Raw genomic sequence first — 13,478 nt, forward strand, 5'->3', positions numbered from 1 at the left:
CTACAGTTGGTTTGCATCAGGCATTAGTTATTTGGCAGAAGACACGCGCCACACCTTGTTGCCCACATCATCCGCCACCAGCAACCCGCCTTGCGGGTCGATCACCACGCCCACCGGGCGGCCCAGTGCGTTCTCATCCTTGTCGAGGAAGCCGGTCAGTACATCCACCGGTTGCCCAGTCGGTTTACCGCCACTGAACGGCACGAAAATCACTTTATAGCCGCTGTGCGGTTTGCGGTTCCACGAGCCGTGCTGGCCGATGAAGGCGCCTTCCTTGAATTGCGCCGGCAGCTTATTGCCCTCGGCAAAGGTCAGGCCCAGCGAGGCGGTGTGCGGGCCGACCGCGTAATCCGGGACGATGGCCTTGGCCACCAGGTCGAGGTTCTGCGGCTTGACCCGCACGTCGACGTGCTGACCGTAATAGCTGAATGGCCAGCCATAGAAACCGCCGTCCTTGACCGAGGTGATGTAGTCCGGCACCAGGTCGCTGCCGATCTCGTCACGCTCGTTGACCGCCGTCCACAGCGCGCCACTGCTGGGCTCCCACGCCAGGCCATTGGGATTACGGATGCCAGAGGCGAAGATCCGGTGATTACCGGTCGCCCGATCGACTTCCCAGATCGCCGCGCGACCCTCTTCCTGATCCAGGCCGTTTTCGCCGACGTTGCTGTTCGAGCCGACGGTGACGTAGAGCTTGCTGCCGTCCTTGCTGGCAATGACGTTTTTGGTCCAGTGATGGTTCAGCGTGCCGCCCGGCAGATCGACGACCTTGATCGGCTGGGTCTTGATCTCGGTGGCGCCGGGCTCGTAGTTAAAGCGCAACAGGCGATCGGTATCGGCCACGTACAAGTCGTTGCCGACCAGAGTCATGCCGAACGGTGAGTTGAGGTTTTGCAGAAATACCGTTCGGGTCTCGGCCACACCGTCCTTGTCGGCATCGCGCAGCAAGGTGATGCGATTCGGGCTCGGTACGCCGGCACCAGCCTTGCCCATGACCTTTTTCATCACCCAGCCACGAATGCCTTTGCTGTCGTCCGGTTTCGGTGGCGCATTGGTTTCGGCCACCAGTACATCACCGTTGGGTAGCACATACAGCCAGCGCGGGTGATCGAGGCCTTCGGCAAATGCTGCGACCTGAGTGCCGGCCGCGGCCGTCGGTTTTGCCCCCTCGGGCCAGCCGATCGCGGGGGCGATGTTCACCGTCGGGATCAGGGTCTTGTTCGGTTCCGGCAGTTTCGGCGACGGGCCAGTGCCGTCGGAGACTTGCAGGCTGGAGGTTTCGCCACAGGCGCTGAGCCCGCCGGCGAGGGCGATGACGAAAACGAGGTGGGGCTTGCGCATTGCTGATCTTCCCTATGAATGCATTCCTAACCATAGAGGAGGGCGCAAGCCCGATGGTTCAACTGCTCAGCCGCGGGCTTCCTTGAACAGCACGGCAATGCCCGGGTGATAGTTGCCCGCGTCGCTGTGCAATTTGCGGTAGGCGTAGGGGAAATACCAGGCCACGGCGCAGGTGTGTTCCTTTTGCAGATCGTCGACCATGTCCTGCAATTCTTCGGGGCTGGCGCTGTGCTGGGCTTTTTGCGGGGCGACGAACAGGCAGCCGAGCTTGAGGTCGCTGGCGTAACTGATGCGTTTGGCGTCCTGAGTGATGTCGGCAAGAGCCTGGGTCAGGTTGAGGTTGTTCACCCGTGGCCAGCGCTGGGTGCCTTGAATGAAGGCGCGGTCTTCGCTGCCGGCGATAAACAGATCGGCGCGGGCATTGCGTTCGCCGTCTTCGTTCTGTTTGCGGGTGACGGTGTCGTTCAAGGTCACCAGTTCGGCCATCCAGGCTGCGGCCGAAAGCAGGCCGAGGTTGGCTTTCTCATCATGCCAGTACGGCGTATCGCCGTCGCCGCGCACGGTGTTGTAGCGGTCGATACAGTCAAACCAGCGTTCAAGCACCGGGCGCAGGAATTCCAGGCGCGGGTTGCTGATGATCATGCCTTGCATCGTCATCGTCCTTATTGTTGTGGTGTGCTTTTTCGAGAAAAGCATGGCTCTTTGATATCACTTGTCACAGTCTGGCACAAGATTGCCCGCAGATAATTGATTGGTGGCAGTTTCTCGCCCGATGGCCGCCTCTTTAATTGACGCTCCACCCCCAACCCTCTAACCTTCGCCGCTTGTTTCAGGTGCTCTGTGACCTGCGTCGACAGAGTGAAACAGGGAAGCCGGTGAGGGTGGTCTTCACGCGAAGCCACGACGATCCCGGCGCTGCCCCCGCAACGGTAAATGAGTGAACACTGCGTTCAATGCCACTGCTCAACAGCGGGAAGGCGCGCAGTCTGGCCAACGCCGCTCATGAGCCCGGAGACCGGCCTGATCCATCCAGCGGCATCACGGTGGGCGATGCCAGGCTTTTTGCCGTCTATTCTTGTGCCTGCCCGCCGTTTACCCGTCTCAACGGAGAGCTCCCCATGACCGATTCCCCCGAGCGCGACGAACGCCATCTGGCGCGCATGCAGCGCAAAAAAGCCGTGATCGATGAACGCATCGCCAATTCGCCCGACGAGTGCGGCCTGGTGCTGGTGCTGACCGGCAATGGCAAAGGCAAAAGCAGCTCGGCCTTCGGCATGCTCGCCCGCGCCATGGGCCACGGCATGCAGTGCGGCGTGGTGCAGTTCATCAAGGGGCGCAATAGCACGGGCGAGGAGTTGTTCTTCCGCCGCTTCCCCGAGCAAGTGCGCTTCCATGTGATGGGCGAAGGTTTCACCTGGGAGACCCAGGACCGTCAGCGCGATATCGCCGCCGCCACGGCGGCGTGGGAAGTGTCTCGCGAGCTGCTGCGCGATCCGTCGATAGGGCTGGTGGTGCTCGATGAATTGAACATCGCCCTCAAGCACGGTTATCTGGATCTCGATCAGGTGCTCAGCGATTTGCAGGCGCGGCCGCCGATGCAGCACGTGGTGGTTACCGGCCGCGGCGCCAAGCCGGAAATGATCGAGATGGGCGACACGGTCACGGAGATGGGCATGCTCAAGCACGCCTTCCAGGCCGGGATCAAAGCGCAGAAAGGCGTCGAACTTTGAACCAGCCCCGTCACTGCCCGGCAGTCCTGATTGCCGCGCCAGCTTCCGGCCAGGGCAAGACTACCGTCACCGCCGCGCTCGCCCGTTTGCATCGCAATCAGGGGCGCAAGGTCCGCGTGTTCAAATGCGGCCCGGACTTTCTCGACCCGATGATCCTCGAGCGCGCCAGCGGTGCGCCGGTCTATCAATTGGACATGTGGATGGTCGGCGAGCAGGAAAGCCGTCGCCTGTTGTGGGAAGCCGCCGGCGAAGCGGACCTGATTCTGATCGAAGGCGTGATGGGCCTGTTTGACGGCACACCGTCGAGCGCTGACCTGGCGCGACACTTTGGCGTGCCGGTGCTCGGGGTGATCGACGGCACCGCCATGGCGCAGACCTTCGGCGCACTGGCGCTGGGCCTGGCGAAATACCAGCCGGACCTGCCGTTCGCCGGGGTGCTGGCCAACCGCGTCGGCACTTTGCGTCATGCGCAACTGCTCGAAGGCAGCCTCACCGAAGGCCTGCGCTGGTACGGCGCGTTGTCGCGCGAGACCGGCATCGAGCTGCCGAGTCGCCATCTTGGCCTGGTGCAGGCCAGCGAACTGAATGATCTGGACCTGCGCCTCGACGCTGCCGCCGACGCACTGGCCAGCAGTTGCGAAGTCGCCTTGCCGCCCGCCGTCGAATTCGCAGCGCCGGACGTGACTGCTGCTGAGCCGTTGTTGCACGGCGTGCGGATCGCCGTTGCCCGCGATGAGGCATTTGCCTTCACCTACGGCGCAAGCCTCGATCTGTTGCGGGCGATGGGCGCCGAGTTGAGCTTCTTCTCGCCGATCCGCGACACGCAATTGCCCGAGGCGGACAGCCTTTATCTGCCGGGCGGCTACCCTGAGCTGCACCACGTTGCACTGGCACAGAACACTGCGATGCTTGAGGCGATCCGTGCGCACCACGCGGCGGGCAAACCGTTGCTGGCCGAATGCGGGGGCATGCTTTATCTGCTCGATTCGCTGACCGATGTCGAAGGCACCCGCGCTGAACTGGTCGGGTTGTTGCAGGGCGAGGCGGTGATGCAAAAGCGTCTGGCGGCGTTGGCGTTGCAGGCGGTCGATCTGCCGGAAGGCTCGTTGCGCGGGCACACGTATCACCATTCGCTGACGACCACCGAACTGACGCCGATTGCCCGTGGGCTGAGCCCGAATGGTGGGCGCGGGGCCGAGGCGGTTTATCGGCAAGGGCGGATGACAGCTTCTTATGTGCACTTTTATTTTCCGTCGAATCCTGCGGCTGTCGCTGCGCTGTTCGTGCCTGGTCTTGAAACCGCTATCGCTGGCAGGCTAGCTCCCACACTGGACGGTGTAATACCTGACGAAACGCAAATCCCTGTGGGAGCTGGCTTGCCAGCGATGGGGCCATGACCGACAACGCATTCTCTGAAGCCGAGCGCCAGGCGGTTTACAAAGCCATCGCCGAACGCCGCGACATGCGTCACTTCAGCGGCGGCGCCGTCGAACCGCAACTGTTGCGGCGTTTGCTCGAAGCCGCCCATCAAGCGCCAAGTGTCGGCCTGATGCAGCCCTGGCGTTTCATCCGCATCAGCGACCGCGCCCTGCGCGGGCAGATTCAGCATCTGGTGGAAGCAGAACGCGTGCGCACCGCCGAAGCCCTCGGCGAGCGCAGCGACGAGTTCATGAAACTCAAGGTCGAAGGCATCAACGACTGCGCCGAAGTACTGGTGGCGGCGCTGATGGACGATCGCGAAAAACACATTTTTGGCCGGCGTACGCTGCCGGAGATGGACATGGCTTCGCTGTCCTGCGCGATCCAGAATCTGTGGCTGGCGTCCCGTGCCGAAGGATTGGGCATGGGCTGGGTGTCGCTGTTCGAGCCGCAGGCGCTGGCGGATCTGCTGCACTTGCCGCCGGGGGCCAAGCCGCTGGCGGTGCTGTGTCTGGGCCCGGTCAAGGAGTTCTACCCGGTGCCGATGCTGGTCCTCGAAGGCTGGGCGCAGGCGCGTCCGCTGAACGAATTGCTGTATGAAAATTATTGGGGAGTGAGTCAATGAGTGTGGCGTTGTTGAGTGTCGCCGCGGTGGCGCTGGATGCGCTGCTCGGTGAACCGAAACGCTGGCATCCGCTGGTGGCGTTCGGCAATTTTGCCGGGCGCATCGAGCAACGTTTCAACGCCGGTGGCCGCGGCTGGCGCAGCCATGGTGTGACCGCGTGGGTCATCGCCGTGCTGCCGCTGACGCTGCTCGCCACGGCGTTTTCCTGGGCGCCTTACGTCGGTTGGATCGTCGAGATTCTCGCGCTGTATTGCGCGCTCGGCATGCGCAGCCTCGGCGAACATGTTGCGCCGGTGGCAGCGGCGTTGCGCGCTGATGATCTGGCTGAAGCGCGCACTCGCGTCGGCTATCTGGTCAGTCGCCAGACCGACGAACTCGACAGCAACGCCGTGGCCCGCGCTGCCACCGAATCGGTGCTGGAAAATGGCAGCGACGCGGTGTTTGCGGCGCTGTTCTGGTTTGTTGTTGCCGGTGCGCCGGGCGTCGTGCTCTATCGCTTGAGCAACACGCTGGACGCGATGTGGGGCTATCGCAACGAACGCTTCGAACGCTTCGGCTGGGCGGCGGCGAAAATCGACGACGTGTTGAACTACATTCCTGCGCGGCTGGTGGCGTTGACCTACGCGCTGCTCGGCAAAACCCGCCTCGCGCTCAAGTGCTGGCGCACCCAGGCGCCACAATGGGACAGCCCCAACGCCGGCCCGGTGATGGCGGCTGGCGCTGGCGCACTCGGCGTCGAGCTGGGCGGGCCGGCGATCTACCACGGCGAACTGCACGAGCGCCCGCAACTTGGTGAAGGCGCCCCCGCCGATGCCGATTCCATCGACCGCGGCTGGCAATTGGTCCCGCGCGGGGTATGGTTATGGCTGCTGATTCTTTGCATGGGAGCTGAATTCTATGCTTGAGCACGGTGGCCGACTGCGCAAGGCTGCACACGATTATGGCATTGCCGAAGCCGACTGGCTGGACCTGTCCAGCGGTCTGGCGCCGTGGCCTTTTCCGATCCCGGAGATCCCCTTGCGCGCCTGGGCACGCTTGCCGGAAACCGACGATGGCCTGGAGCAGGCGGCGTGCGATTACTACGGCGCCGCGCAAGTGCTGCCCGTGGCCGGTTCGCAAATGGCCATTCAGCTGTTGCCGCGTTTGCGCCGTGCCGGCAAGGTCGGCGTGTTGTCACCGTGCTATGCCGAACATGCCGAGGCGTGGCGGCGCAGTGGCTATATCGTTCGCGAAGTGCTGGAGCAGGAAGTCGAGTTCTTTCTCGACAGCCTCGACGTACTGGTGGTGGTCAACCCGAACAATCCGACCGGCCTCAGCCTGACCCCGGCGCGCCTGCTCGACTGGCACGCGCGGCTGGCCCAGCGCGGCGGCTGGCTGGTGGTCGACGAAGCGTTCATGGACAACACGCCGCACTTGAGCCTGGCCGCGCATAGCCATCTCATCGGCCTGATCGTGCTGCGCTCGTTCGGCAAGTTTTTCGGTCTGGCCGGGGTGCGTCTGGGCTTCGTGCTGGCCGAGCGCAAGTTGCTCAAACTGCTCGCCGAACAGGTCGGGCCCTGGGCGGTCAGCGGTCCGACGCGGGTGCTCGGCCAGGCATGTCTGCAAGATACGGAAAATCACACGCGCCAGCGGATTCGCAGCGATGAAGCCAGCGAACGGCTGGCGGCGTTGCTCGAGCGCTACGGCTTCAAGCCGCAGGGGGGCTGCGCGCTGTTTCAGTGGCTGGTTACCGAGCACGCCGAAACGCTGCACGATTTCATGGCCCGGCGCGGCATTCTCCTGCGTCTCTTTGCTCACAACTGCAGTCTGCGCTTCGGTCTGCCCGGCAATGCCGCCGATGAGCTGCGACTCGCACACGCCCTCGACGCCTACCGTAAGGAATACCCATGACCACGCTGATGGTGCAGGGCACCACGTCGGATGCCGGTAAAAGTACGCTGGTGACGGCGCTCTGTCGTTGGGCGACCCGTCAGGGCGTCGCGGTGGTGCCGTTCAAACCGCAGAACATGGCGCTCAACAGCGCGGTGACGGCGGACGGCGGCGAGATCGGCCGCGCGCAAGCGGTGCAGGCGCAGGCTGCTCATCTCGAACCGCACACCGACATGAACCCGGTGCTGCTCAAGCCCAACAGCGACACCGGCGCGCAAGTGATCATTCACGGCCGCGCGGTGACGACGATGAACGCCGTCGCCTATCACGACTACAAAGCCATCGCCATGCAAGCGGTGCTAGCCTCGCACGAACGCCTCAGCGCCGCCTATCCACTGGTGATGGTCGAGGGCGCCGGCTCACCGGCCGAGATCAATCTGCGTGCCGGCGACATCGCCAACATGGGCTTTGCCGAAGCGGTGGATTGCCCGGTACTGCTGATCGCCGACATCAATCGTGGCGGGGTCTTCGCTCATCTGGTCGGTACTTTGGAGTTGCTGTCGCCGAGCGAACAGGCGCGGGTCAAAGGCTTCATCATAAACCGCTTTCGCGGTGACATCGCCTTGCTGCAACCGGGCCTCGACTGGCTGGAACAGCGCACCGGCAAACCGGTGGTTGGCGTATTGCCGTATGTGCTGGATCTGCATCTTGAGGCTGAAGACGGCATCGACCAGCGTCAGACCGACAAGGCTGAGCAAGTACTGAAAGTCGTGGTGCCGGTGCTGCCGCGCATCAGCAACCACACCGATTTCGATCCGCTGCGTTTGCATCCGCAGGTCGATCTGCAATTTATCGGGCCGGGACAGGCGATTCCGCCTGCGGACCTGATCATCCTGCCCGGCTCGAAAAGCGTGCGCAGCGACCTCGCGTATTTGCGCGCCAACGACTGGGACGTGGCGATCCACCGGCATTTGCGCTACGGCGGCAAAGTGCTGGGCATTTGCGGCGGCCTGCAGATGCTTGGCGAGCAGGTCCACGACCCGTTGGGCCTGGAAGGCGCAGCGGGTTCCAGCGCCGGGCTGGGCTTGCTCGCGTTTGAAACGACGCTCGAAGCCGAGAAGCAATTGCGCAATGTGCGCGGGCGGCTGGCGCTGGAAGCTGCGCAAGTCAGTGGTTATGAAATCCATGCTGGCGTCACCCGCGGGCCGGCGCTGGAGAACGCAGCAATGTTGCTGGATGACGGTCGTTGCGATGGCGCGCAGAGTGCTGACGGCCAGGTATTCGGCACCTATCTGCATGGCTTGTTCGAATCGCCAGAGGCGAGTGTGGCGATGCTGCGCTGGGCCGGCTTGAGCGATGTGCAGACGGTGGATTACCACGGCCTGCGCGAGCGCGATATCGAACGCCTGGCGGATCTGGTGGAGCAGCATCTGGATACCGGGTTGTTGCGTGAGCTCTGTGGGATCTGAGGTGGGTTCAATGGCCTCATCGCGAGCAGGCTCACTCCTACAGGGTTATGTGTTTTACACAAAATTCATGGCTACTCGAGATCCCTTGTAGGAGCGAGCCTGCTCGCGATAGCGCCAGTCGCCTCAACCCACAATTTTCAGGATGTTCCCCATGCTCCAACTGATCCTCGGCGGCGCCCGCTCCGGCAAAAGTCGCCTGGCAGAAAAACTCGCCAGCGATAGCCATCTGGCGGTGACCTACATCGCCACCAGCCAACCGCTCGATGGCGAAATGAACGCGCGCGTCGCTCACCATCGTGCCCGCCGTCCGGCTGAATGGGCGCTCATCGAAGAACCCCTCGAACTGGCCCGGGTTCTGCGCGAGTCCGCCAGCGCCGAGCGGTGCCTGCTGGTCGATTGCCTGACGTTGTGGCTGACCAATCTGCTGATGCTCGACGACGCCGAACGCCTCGTCGCCGAGCGTGAGGCGCTGCTCGATGGCCTGGCCTCGTTGCCGGGTGAAATCATTTTTGTCAGCAACGAGACCGGTATGGGTGTCGTGCCGCTGGGCGAATTGACTCGCCGCTATGTCGATGAAGCCGGTTGGCTGCATCAAGCTCTGGCTGAGCGTTGTCAGCGAGTTGTCCTGACCGTTGCCGGCCTGCCCCTGACTCTGAAAGGACCTGCGTTATGACTCAAGCCTGGTGGCTCAACCCGTGCCAATCGGTCGACAACAACGCCGTTGAACAAGCGGCGGCGCGGCAGCAGCAACTGACCAAACCGGCCGGTTCGCTCGGTCGGCTGGAAACGGTCGCGGTGCAACTGGCCGGCCTGCAAGGGCAGGTCAAACCGACGCTGGAGCAGATATGGATCGCGATTTTTGCCGGCGATCACGGCGTGGTAGCGGAGGGCGTTTCGGCGTTCCCGCAGGAAGTCACCGGGCAGATGCTGCTCAACTTCGTCAGCGGCGGCGCGGCGATCAGCGTGTTGGCGCGACAGCTCGGCGCTCAGCTGGAAGTGGTCGATCTGGGCACAGTGAATCCGGCGCTGAATCTGCCGGGCGTGCGGCATGTAAACATCGGCGCGGGCACGGCGAACTTCGCCCACGGCGCAGCAATGTCCCAGGCCCAGGGCGAGTCAGCCTTGCAGGCCGGTCGTGACAGCCTGTTGCGGGCAAAAGCGGCAGGCACGCAGTTGTTTATCGGCGGCGAAATGGGCATCGGCAACACCACGGCGGCCAGCGCCCTGGCCTGCGCCTTGCTCGATTGCCCGGTCGCGCACCTGACCGGCCCCGGCACCGGGCTGAATGCCGCAGGCGTCAGCCATAAGGCGCAGGTGATCGAGAGCGCCCTGGCCTTGCACGCGGCACAGCGCGGCGATGCGTTGCAGACGCTGTTCAACCTCGGTGGTTTTGAAATCGCCGCGCTGGTCGGCGCTTATCTGGCGGCGGCGCAGGAGGGTGTTGCGGTGCTGGTCGACGGCTTTATCTGCACAGTCGCCGCGCTGGTCGCGGTGCGCCTGAACCCGTCCTGCCGCGAGTGGCTGCTGTTCGGCCACCGTGGTGCCGAGCCGGGTCATCGGCATGTGCTAGAAACGTTGCAGGCCGAGCCGTTGCTGGAACTTGGTCTGCGCCTGGGCGAGGGCAGTGGCGCGGCGCTGGCGGTGCCGCTGTTGCGCCTGGCCTGCGACCTGCACGGGCAAATGGCAACGTTCGCTGAAGCGGCGGTGGCGGATCGTCCGGCATGACCTTGCATCTGCATCTGCTGCGTCATGGCGAAACCGAACTGGGCGGCGGCCTGCGCGGCAGCCTCGATGATGCGCTGACCGAGCAGGGCTGGGCGCAAATGCGCGCAGCGGTGGTCGCGGGTGGGCCGTGGGATCGAATCGTCAGCTCGCCGTTGCAGCGTTGCGCGCGGTTCGCCGCCGAACTCGGCGAACAACTGAACCTCAGCGTGCATCTGGACAAGGATTTGCAGGAACTGCATTTCGGCGCCTGGGAAGGACAAAGTGCGGCGGCGCTGATGGAGACTGACGCCGAGGCGTTGGGGCTGTTCTGGGCCGATCCGTATGCCTTTACGCCACCGGATGGAGAAGCGGTCAGCGACTTTTCCGCGCGAGTATTGGCGGCCATTGAACGGCTGTACGCAACGTACGCAGGCGAGCGGGTTCTGCTGGTCAGCCATGGCGGCGTGATGCGCCTGCTGCTGGCGCGGGCGCGCGGTTTGCCTCGCGAGCAACTGCTGAATGTCGAGGTGGGTCATGGCGCACTATTTGCGCTGACGGTCGCGGCCGACGGCTCGCTCAAGGAAGGTCACTGAGATGTTGCCGCTGTGGATCGCCTTGCAGTTTCTCAGCAGTTTGCCGATTCGGCTGCCGGGGATGCCCGAGCCGGAACAGATCGGTCGCTCATTGCTGTTCTATCCGCTGGTGGGGTTGCTGTTTGGCCTGATCCTTTGGGCTATGAATATGCTGTTGGCCGGTGCGCCTTTGCTGCTGCACGCGGCACTGTTGCTGACGGTCTGGGTGCTGCTCAGCGGGGCGCTACATCTCGATGGTCTGGCCGACAGCGCCGATGCCTGGCTCGGCGGTTTCGGTGATCGCGAGCGCACGCTGACGATCATGAAAGACCCGCGCAGCGGGCCGATTGCCGTGGTGACGCTGGTGCTGGTGATGCTGCTCAAGTTCGCCGCGTTGCTGGCGCTGATCGAGCAAGGGCAGGGGCTGGTGTTGCTCATCGTGCCGGTGCTGGGCCGGGCGGCGTTGCTGGGGTTGTTTCTGACCACGCCGTATGTACGTGCCGGTGGATTGGGGCAGGCGTTGGCTGATCACCTGCCGCGCAGGGCGGGCTGGTGGGTGCTGGGTGTGAGTGCGCTTGCTTGCGCGTTGATGGCCGGGATCGTTGCGGTGGTGATTTGCGTCGTCATGGTTGTCTGGCTGCGTCAGGTGATGATGCGGCGGTTGGGCGGGACGACCGGGGATACGGCGGGGGCGTTGCTGGAATTGCTCGAGATGGGGGTGTTGGTTGGGCTGGTCCTCGTCTGAAAGATTCGCGTTGATGATGCCGGCCTTTTCGCGAGCAGGCTCACTCCTGCAATTGGAATGCGTTCCCCTGTAGGAGTGAGCCTGCTCGCGATAGCGATATTCCAGCCACTACAAATGTTCCGGACAAAATCCATCTGTAACTTGATTTAACACAGTCGCGGGTATATACACGCACCATGCTTCCTTCTCAGTGTTTGTGCATCAACCTGCGTCGCGCCGCGCGTGGCGTCAGCAGGCATTACGACGGCGCCCTCGACGGCTTCGGGATCAACGTTGCCCAGTATTCTCTGCTGTGCAACCTGCAGCGTCTGGATCAGCCGAGCATTTCCGAACTGGCCGAAGCCATGGGCCTGGACCGCAGCACCCTCGGGCGCAATTTGCGGGTGCTGGAAGGCGAGGGGTTGGTGGCGCTGGCTGAAGGCGAGGACATGCGCAACCGCATCGTTCGTCTGACCGAAACCGGTGCGCAGCGCCTGGAAGCGGCGCTGCCGGCCTGGGAAGCGGCGCAGGAGCGGTTGATCGATCGGCTCGGCGCGGAAAAACGCGAGACCTTGCTCAAATTGCTGGATGAACTGGCCTGAGGCCGGTTTTTTCCGAACTCAAGCGGGTATATACCCGCGACCGGAGAATAATAATGACATCGATGTGGCGTACGTGCGGTTGGGTGTTGCTGGGGAGTGCGCTGATCCTAGCGTTGTCATTGGGCGTGCGCCACGGGTTTGGTCTGTTTCTGTCGCCGATGAGCGCGCAGTTCGGCTGGGGTCGCGAGGTGTTCGCCTTCGCCATCGCCTTGCAGAACCTGATCTGGGGCCTGGCGCAGCCGTTCACCGGTGCGCTGGCCGACCGTTTTGGCGCCGCGAAGGTGGTGCTGATCGGCGGCGTGCTGTATGCGCTCGGGCTGGTGTGCATGGGTTTGTCCGATTCGCCGATGACGCTGTCGCTGAGTGCCGGGCTGCTGATCGGTATCGGCCTGTCCGGCACCTCGTTCTCGGTGATTCTCGGTGTGGTCGGGCGCGCCGTGCCAGCAGAGAAACGCAGCATGGGCATGGGCATTGCCAGCGCTGCCGGGTCGTTCGGCCAGTTCGCGATGTTGCCGGGCACCCTCGGTTTGATCGGCTGGCTTGGCTGGTCGGCGGCGCTGCTGGTGCTGGGCGTGCTGGTGGCGATGATCGTGCCGCTGGTGAGCATGCTCAAGGACAAACCATTGCCGATGCTCGGCCATGAGCAAACCCTGTCCGAGGCCCTGCGCGAAGCCTGCTCGCATTCCGGTTTCTGGCTGTTGGCGTTCGGCTTCTTCGTCTGCGGTTTCCAGGTGGTGTTCATCGGCGTGCACCTGCCGGCCTATCTGGTCGACCAGCACCTGCCGGCCACAGTCGGCACCACGGTGCTGGCGCTGATCGGCTTGTTCAATATCTTCGGCACCTACACCGCCGGCTGGCTCGGCGGGCGCATGTCCAAGCCGCGCTTGTTGACCGGGCTGTACCTGTTGCGCGCGGTGGTGATCGTGTTGTTTCTGTGGCTGCCGGTCACCACCACATCGGCGTACCTGTTCGGCATGGCGATGGGCTTTTTGTGGCTGTCGACGGTGCCGCTGACCAACGGTACGGTGGCGACCTTGTTCGGCGTGCGCAACCTGTCCATGCTCGGTGGCATCGTGTTCCTGTTCCATCAGCTTGGCTCGTTCCTCGGCGGTTGGCTGGGCGGGGTGGTGTACGACCGCACCGGGAGTTATGACTTGATCTGGCAAGTGGCGATTCTTCTCAGCCTGTTGGCCGCGGCGTTGAACTGGCCGGTGCGCGAGCGCCCGGTCGCACGCCTGCAAGCCAGTGCGAGCGCCGCGTGAATCGCCTCTGGCCGCGACTGGCCATCAGCGCACTTGGCGCCGCGCTGCTGGCGCTGGCGTGGTGGGGCTGGCAGCAGGGCGGTCTGGCCCTGATGCAGTTGGGCATGAGCATTTGCTAGAACCGGGCATGGCGAGTAACGTCGAGGCCTGACAACTGCTCA

15 protein-coding genes and 1 riboswitch are annotated in these 13,478 nt (G+C 63.7%); of the genes, 13 read left to right on the forward strand and 2 right to left on the reverse strand.

The genetic code is table 11. The features are described 5' to 3' along the window. Nucleotides 1–27 precede the first annotated feature (27 nt). Nucleotides 28–1,341, reverse strand: coding sequence for a PQQ-dependent sugar dehydrogenase (locus tag BLU52_RS06555; protein ID WP_090282435.1), 1,314 nt, complete (start codon nucleotides 1,339–1,341; stop codon nucleotides 28–30). Between the two features lie 66 nt (nucleotides 1,342–1,407). Next, the gene (locus tag BLU52_RS06560) at nucleotides 1,408–1,992 is read right to left on the reverse strand and encodes a hypothetical protein (RefSeq protein ID WP_090282436.1); all 585 of its coding nucleotides are present in this window, start codon (nucleotides 1,990–1,992) and stop codon (nucleotides 1,408–1,410) included. Between the two features lie 163 nt (nucleotides 1,993–2,155). Continuing rightward, nucleotides 2,156–2,379: riboswitch (cobalamin riboswitch) on the forward strand. An 80-nt stretch (nucleotides 2,380–2,459) separates the two neighbouring features. Here BLU52_RS06560 and cobO point away from each other — a divergent pair. The 13 genes from cobO (at nucleotide 2,460) to BLU52_RS27095 (ending at nucleotide 13,436) form a co-directional block, all read left to right on the forward strand. Then, nucleotides 2,460–3,071 carry a cob(I)yrinic acid a,c-diamide adenosyltransferase gene (gene cobO / locus BLU52_RS06565; RefSeq protein ID WP_016773703.1) on the forward strand — a complete coding sequence of 204 codons (612 nt, stop codon included), beginning with the start codon at nucleotides 2,460–2,462 and terminating at the stop codon, nucleotides 3,069–3,071. Continuing rightward, on the forward strand, nucleotides 3,068–4,468 hold the full coding sequence (locus BLU52_RS06570) for a cobyrinate a,c-diamide synthase (RefSeq protein ID WP_090282437.1): 1,401 nt from the start codon (nucleotides 3,068–3,070) through the stop codon (nucleotides 4,466–4,468). The genes cobO and BLU52_RS06570 overlap by 4 nt, the downstream gene beginning before the upstream one ends. Beyond that, nucleotides 4,465–5,115 (forward strand): 5,6-dimethylbenzimidazole synthase, encoded by a 651-nt coding sequence (bluB, locus tag BLU52_RS06575; RefSeq protein ID WP_090282438.1) that lies wholly within the window; start codon nucleotides 4,465–4,467, stop codon nucleotides 5,113–5,115. The genes BLU52_RS06570 and bluB overlap by 4 nt, the downstream gene beginning before the upstream one ends. Further along, complete coding sequence (gene cbiB / locus BLU52_RS06580; RefSeq protein WP_090282439.1) at nucleotides 5,112–6,020, forward strand: adenosylcobinamide-phosphate synthase CbiB; 909 nt, start codon at nucleotides 5,112–5,114, stop codon at nucleotides 6,018–6,020. Before bluB ends, cbiB begins: the two co-directional genes overlap by 4 nt. After that, complete coding sequence (gene cobD, locus BLU52_RS06585; RefSeq protein ID WP_090282440.1) at nucleotides 6,013–7,005, forward strand: threonine-phosphate decarboxylase CobD; 993 nt, start codon at nucleotides 6,013–6,015, stop codon at nucleotides 7,003–7,005. The genes cbiB and cobD overlap by 8 nt, the downstream gene beginning before the upstream one ends. Beyond that, nucleotides 7,002–8,453, forward strand: coding sequence for a cobyric acid synthase (locus BLU52_RS06590; protein WP_090282441.1), 1,452 nt, complete (start codon nucleotides 7,002–7,004; stop codon nucleotides 8,451–8,453). Before cobD ends, BLU52_RS06590 begins: the two co-directional genes overlap by 4 nt. 151 nt (nucleotides 8,454–8,604) lie before the next feature. Continuing rightward, on the forward strand, nucleotides 8,605–9,126 hold the full coding sequence (cobU, locus tag BLU52_RS06595; protein WP_090282442.1) for a bifunctional adenosylcobinamide kinase/adenosylcobinamide-phosphate guanylyltransferase: 522 nt from the start codon (nucleotides 8,605–8,607) through the stop codon (nucleotides 9,124–9,126). Then, a complete protein-coding gene (gene cobT, locus BLU52_RS06600; RefSeq protein WP_090282443.1) occupies nucleotides 9,123–10,178 on the forward strand; it encodes a nicotinate-nucleotide--dimethylbenzimidazole phosphoribosyltransferase in 1,056 nt (351 codons plus the stop codon). The genes cobU and cobT overlap by 4 nt, the downstream gene beginning before the upstream one ends. Next, a complete protein-coding gene (cobC, locus tag BLU52_RS06605; protein ID WP_090282444.1) occupies nucleotides 10,175–10,750 on the forward strand; it encodes an alpha-ribazole phosphatase family protein in 576 nt (191 codons plus the stop codon). Before cobT ends, cobC begins: the two co-directional genes overlap by 4 nt. Nucleotide 10,751: 1 nt before the next feature. Then, nucleotides 10,752–11,474, forward strand: coding sequence for an adenosylcobinamide-GDP ribazoletransferase (locus BLU52_RS06610; RefSeq protein WP_090282445.1), 723 nt, complete (start codon nucleotides 10,752–10,754; stop codon nucleotides 11,472–11,474). A 176-nt stretch (nucleotides 11,475–11,650) separates the two neighbouring features. After that, nucleotides 11,651–12,055, forward strand: coding sequence for a MarR family winged helix-turn-helix transcriptional regulator (locus BLU52_RS06615; protein WP_090282446.1), 405 nt, complete (start codon nucleotides 11,651–11,653; stop codon nucleotides 12,053–12,055). A gap of 53 nt (nucleotides 12,056–12,108) precedes the next feature. Then, nucleotides 12,109–13,317 carry an MFS transporter gene (locus BLU52_RS06620; RefSeq protein ID WP_090282447.1) on the forward strand — a complete coding sequence of 403 codons (1,209 nt, stop codon included), beginning with the start codon at nucleotides 12,109–12,111 and terminating at the stop codon, nucleotides 13,315–13,317. Next, a complete protein-coding gene (locus BLU52_RS27095) occupies nucleotides 13,314–13,436 on the forward strand; it encodes a hypothetical protein (RefSeq protein WP_269458358.1) in 123 nt (40 codons plus the stop codon). The genes BLU52_RS06620 and BLU52_RS27095 overlap by 4 nt, the downstream gene beginning before the upstream one ends. The last annotated feature ends 42 nt before the right edge of the window (nucleotides 13,437–13,478 follow it).

The organism is Pseudomonas granadensis, from assembly GCF_900105485.1.
Taxonomy (GTDB): Bacteria; Pseudomonadota; Gammaproteobacteria; order Pseudomonadales; family Pseudomonadaceae; genus Aquipseudomonas; species Aquipseudomonas granadensis.

Coding starts and splice junctions, on each gene's coding strand:
- BLU52_RS06615 (WP_090282446.1), top strand. CDS start 11,651: ATGCTTCCTTCTCAGTGTTTGTGCATCAACCTGCGTCGCGCCGCGCGT.
- cobO (WP_016773703.1), top strand. CDS start 2,460: ATGACCGATTCCCCCGAGCGCGACGAACGCCATCTGGCGCGCATGCAG.
- cobU (WP_090282442.1), top strand. CDS start 8,605: ATGCTCCAACTGATCCTCGGCGGCGCCCGCTCCGGCAAAAGTCGCCTG.
- cbiB (WP_090282439.1), top strand. CDS start 5,112: ATGAGTGTGGCGTTGTTGAGTGTCGCCGCGGTGGCGCTGGATGCGCTG.
- BLU52_RS06560 (WP_090282436.1), bottom strand. CDS start 1,992: ATGCAAGGCATGATCATCAGCAACCCGCGCCTGGAATTCCTGCGCCCG.
- cobC (WP_090282444.1), top strand. CDS start 10,175: ATGACCTTGCATCTGCATCTGCTGCGTCATGGCGAAACCGAACTGGGC.
- cobT (WP_090282443.1), top strand. CDS start 9,123: ATGACTCAAGCCTGGTGGCTCAACCCGTGCCAATCGGTCGACAACAAC.
- cobD (WP_090282440.1), top strand. CDS start 6,013: ATGCTTGAGCACGGTGGCCGACTGCGCAAGGCTGCACACGATTATGGC.
- bluB (WP_090282438.1), top strand. CDS start 4,465: ATGACCGACAACGCATTCTCTGAAGCCGAGCGCCAGGCGGTTTACAAA.
- BLU52_RS06590 (WP_090282441.1), top strand. CDS start 7,002: ATGACCACGCTGATGGTGCAGGGCACCACGTCGGATGCCGGTAAAAGT.
- BLU52_RS06610 (WP_090282445.1), top strand. CDS start 10,752: ATGTTGCCGCTGTGGATCGCCTTGCAGTTTCTCAGCAGTTTGCCGATT.
- BLU52_RS06620 (WP_090282447.1), top strand. CDS start 12,109: ATGACATCGATGTGGCGTACGTGCGGTTGGGTGTTGCTGGGGAGTGCG.
- BLU52_RS06555 (WP_090282435.1), bottom strand. CDS start 1,341: ATGCGCAAGCCCCACCTCGTTTTCGTCATCGCCCTCGCCGGCGGGCTC.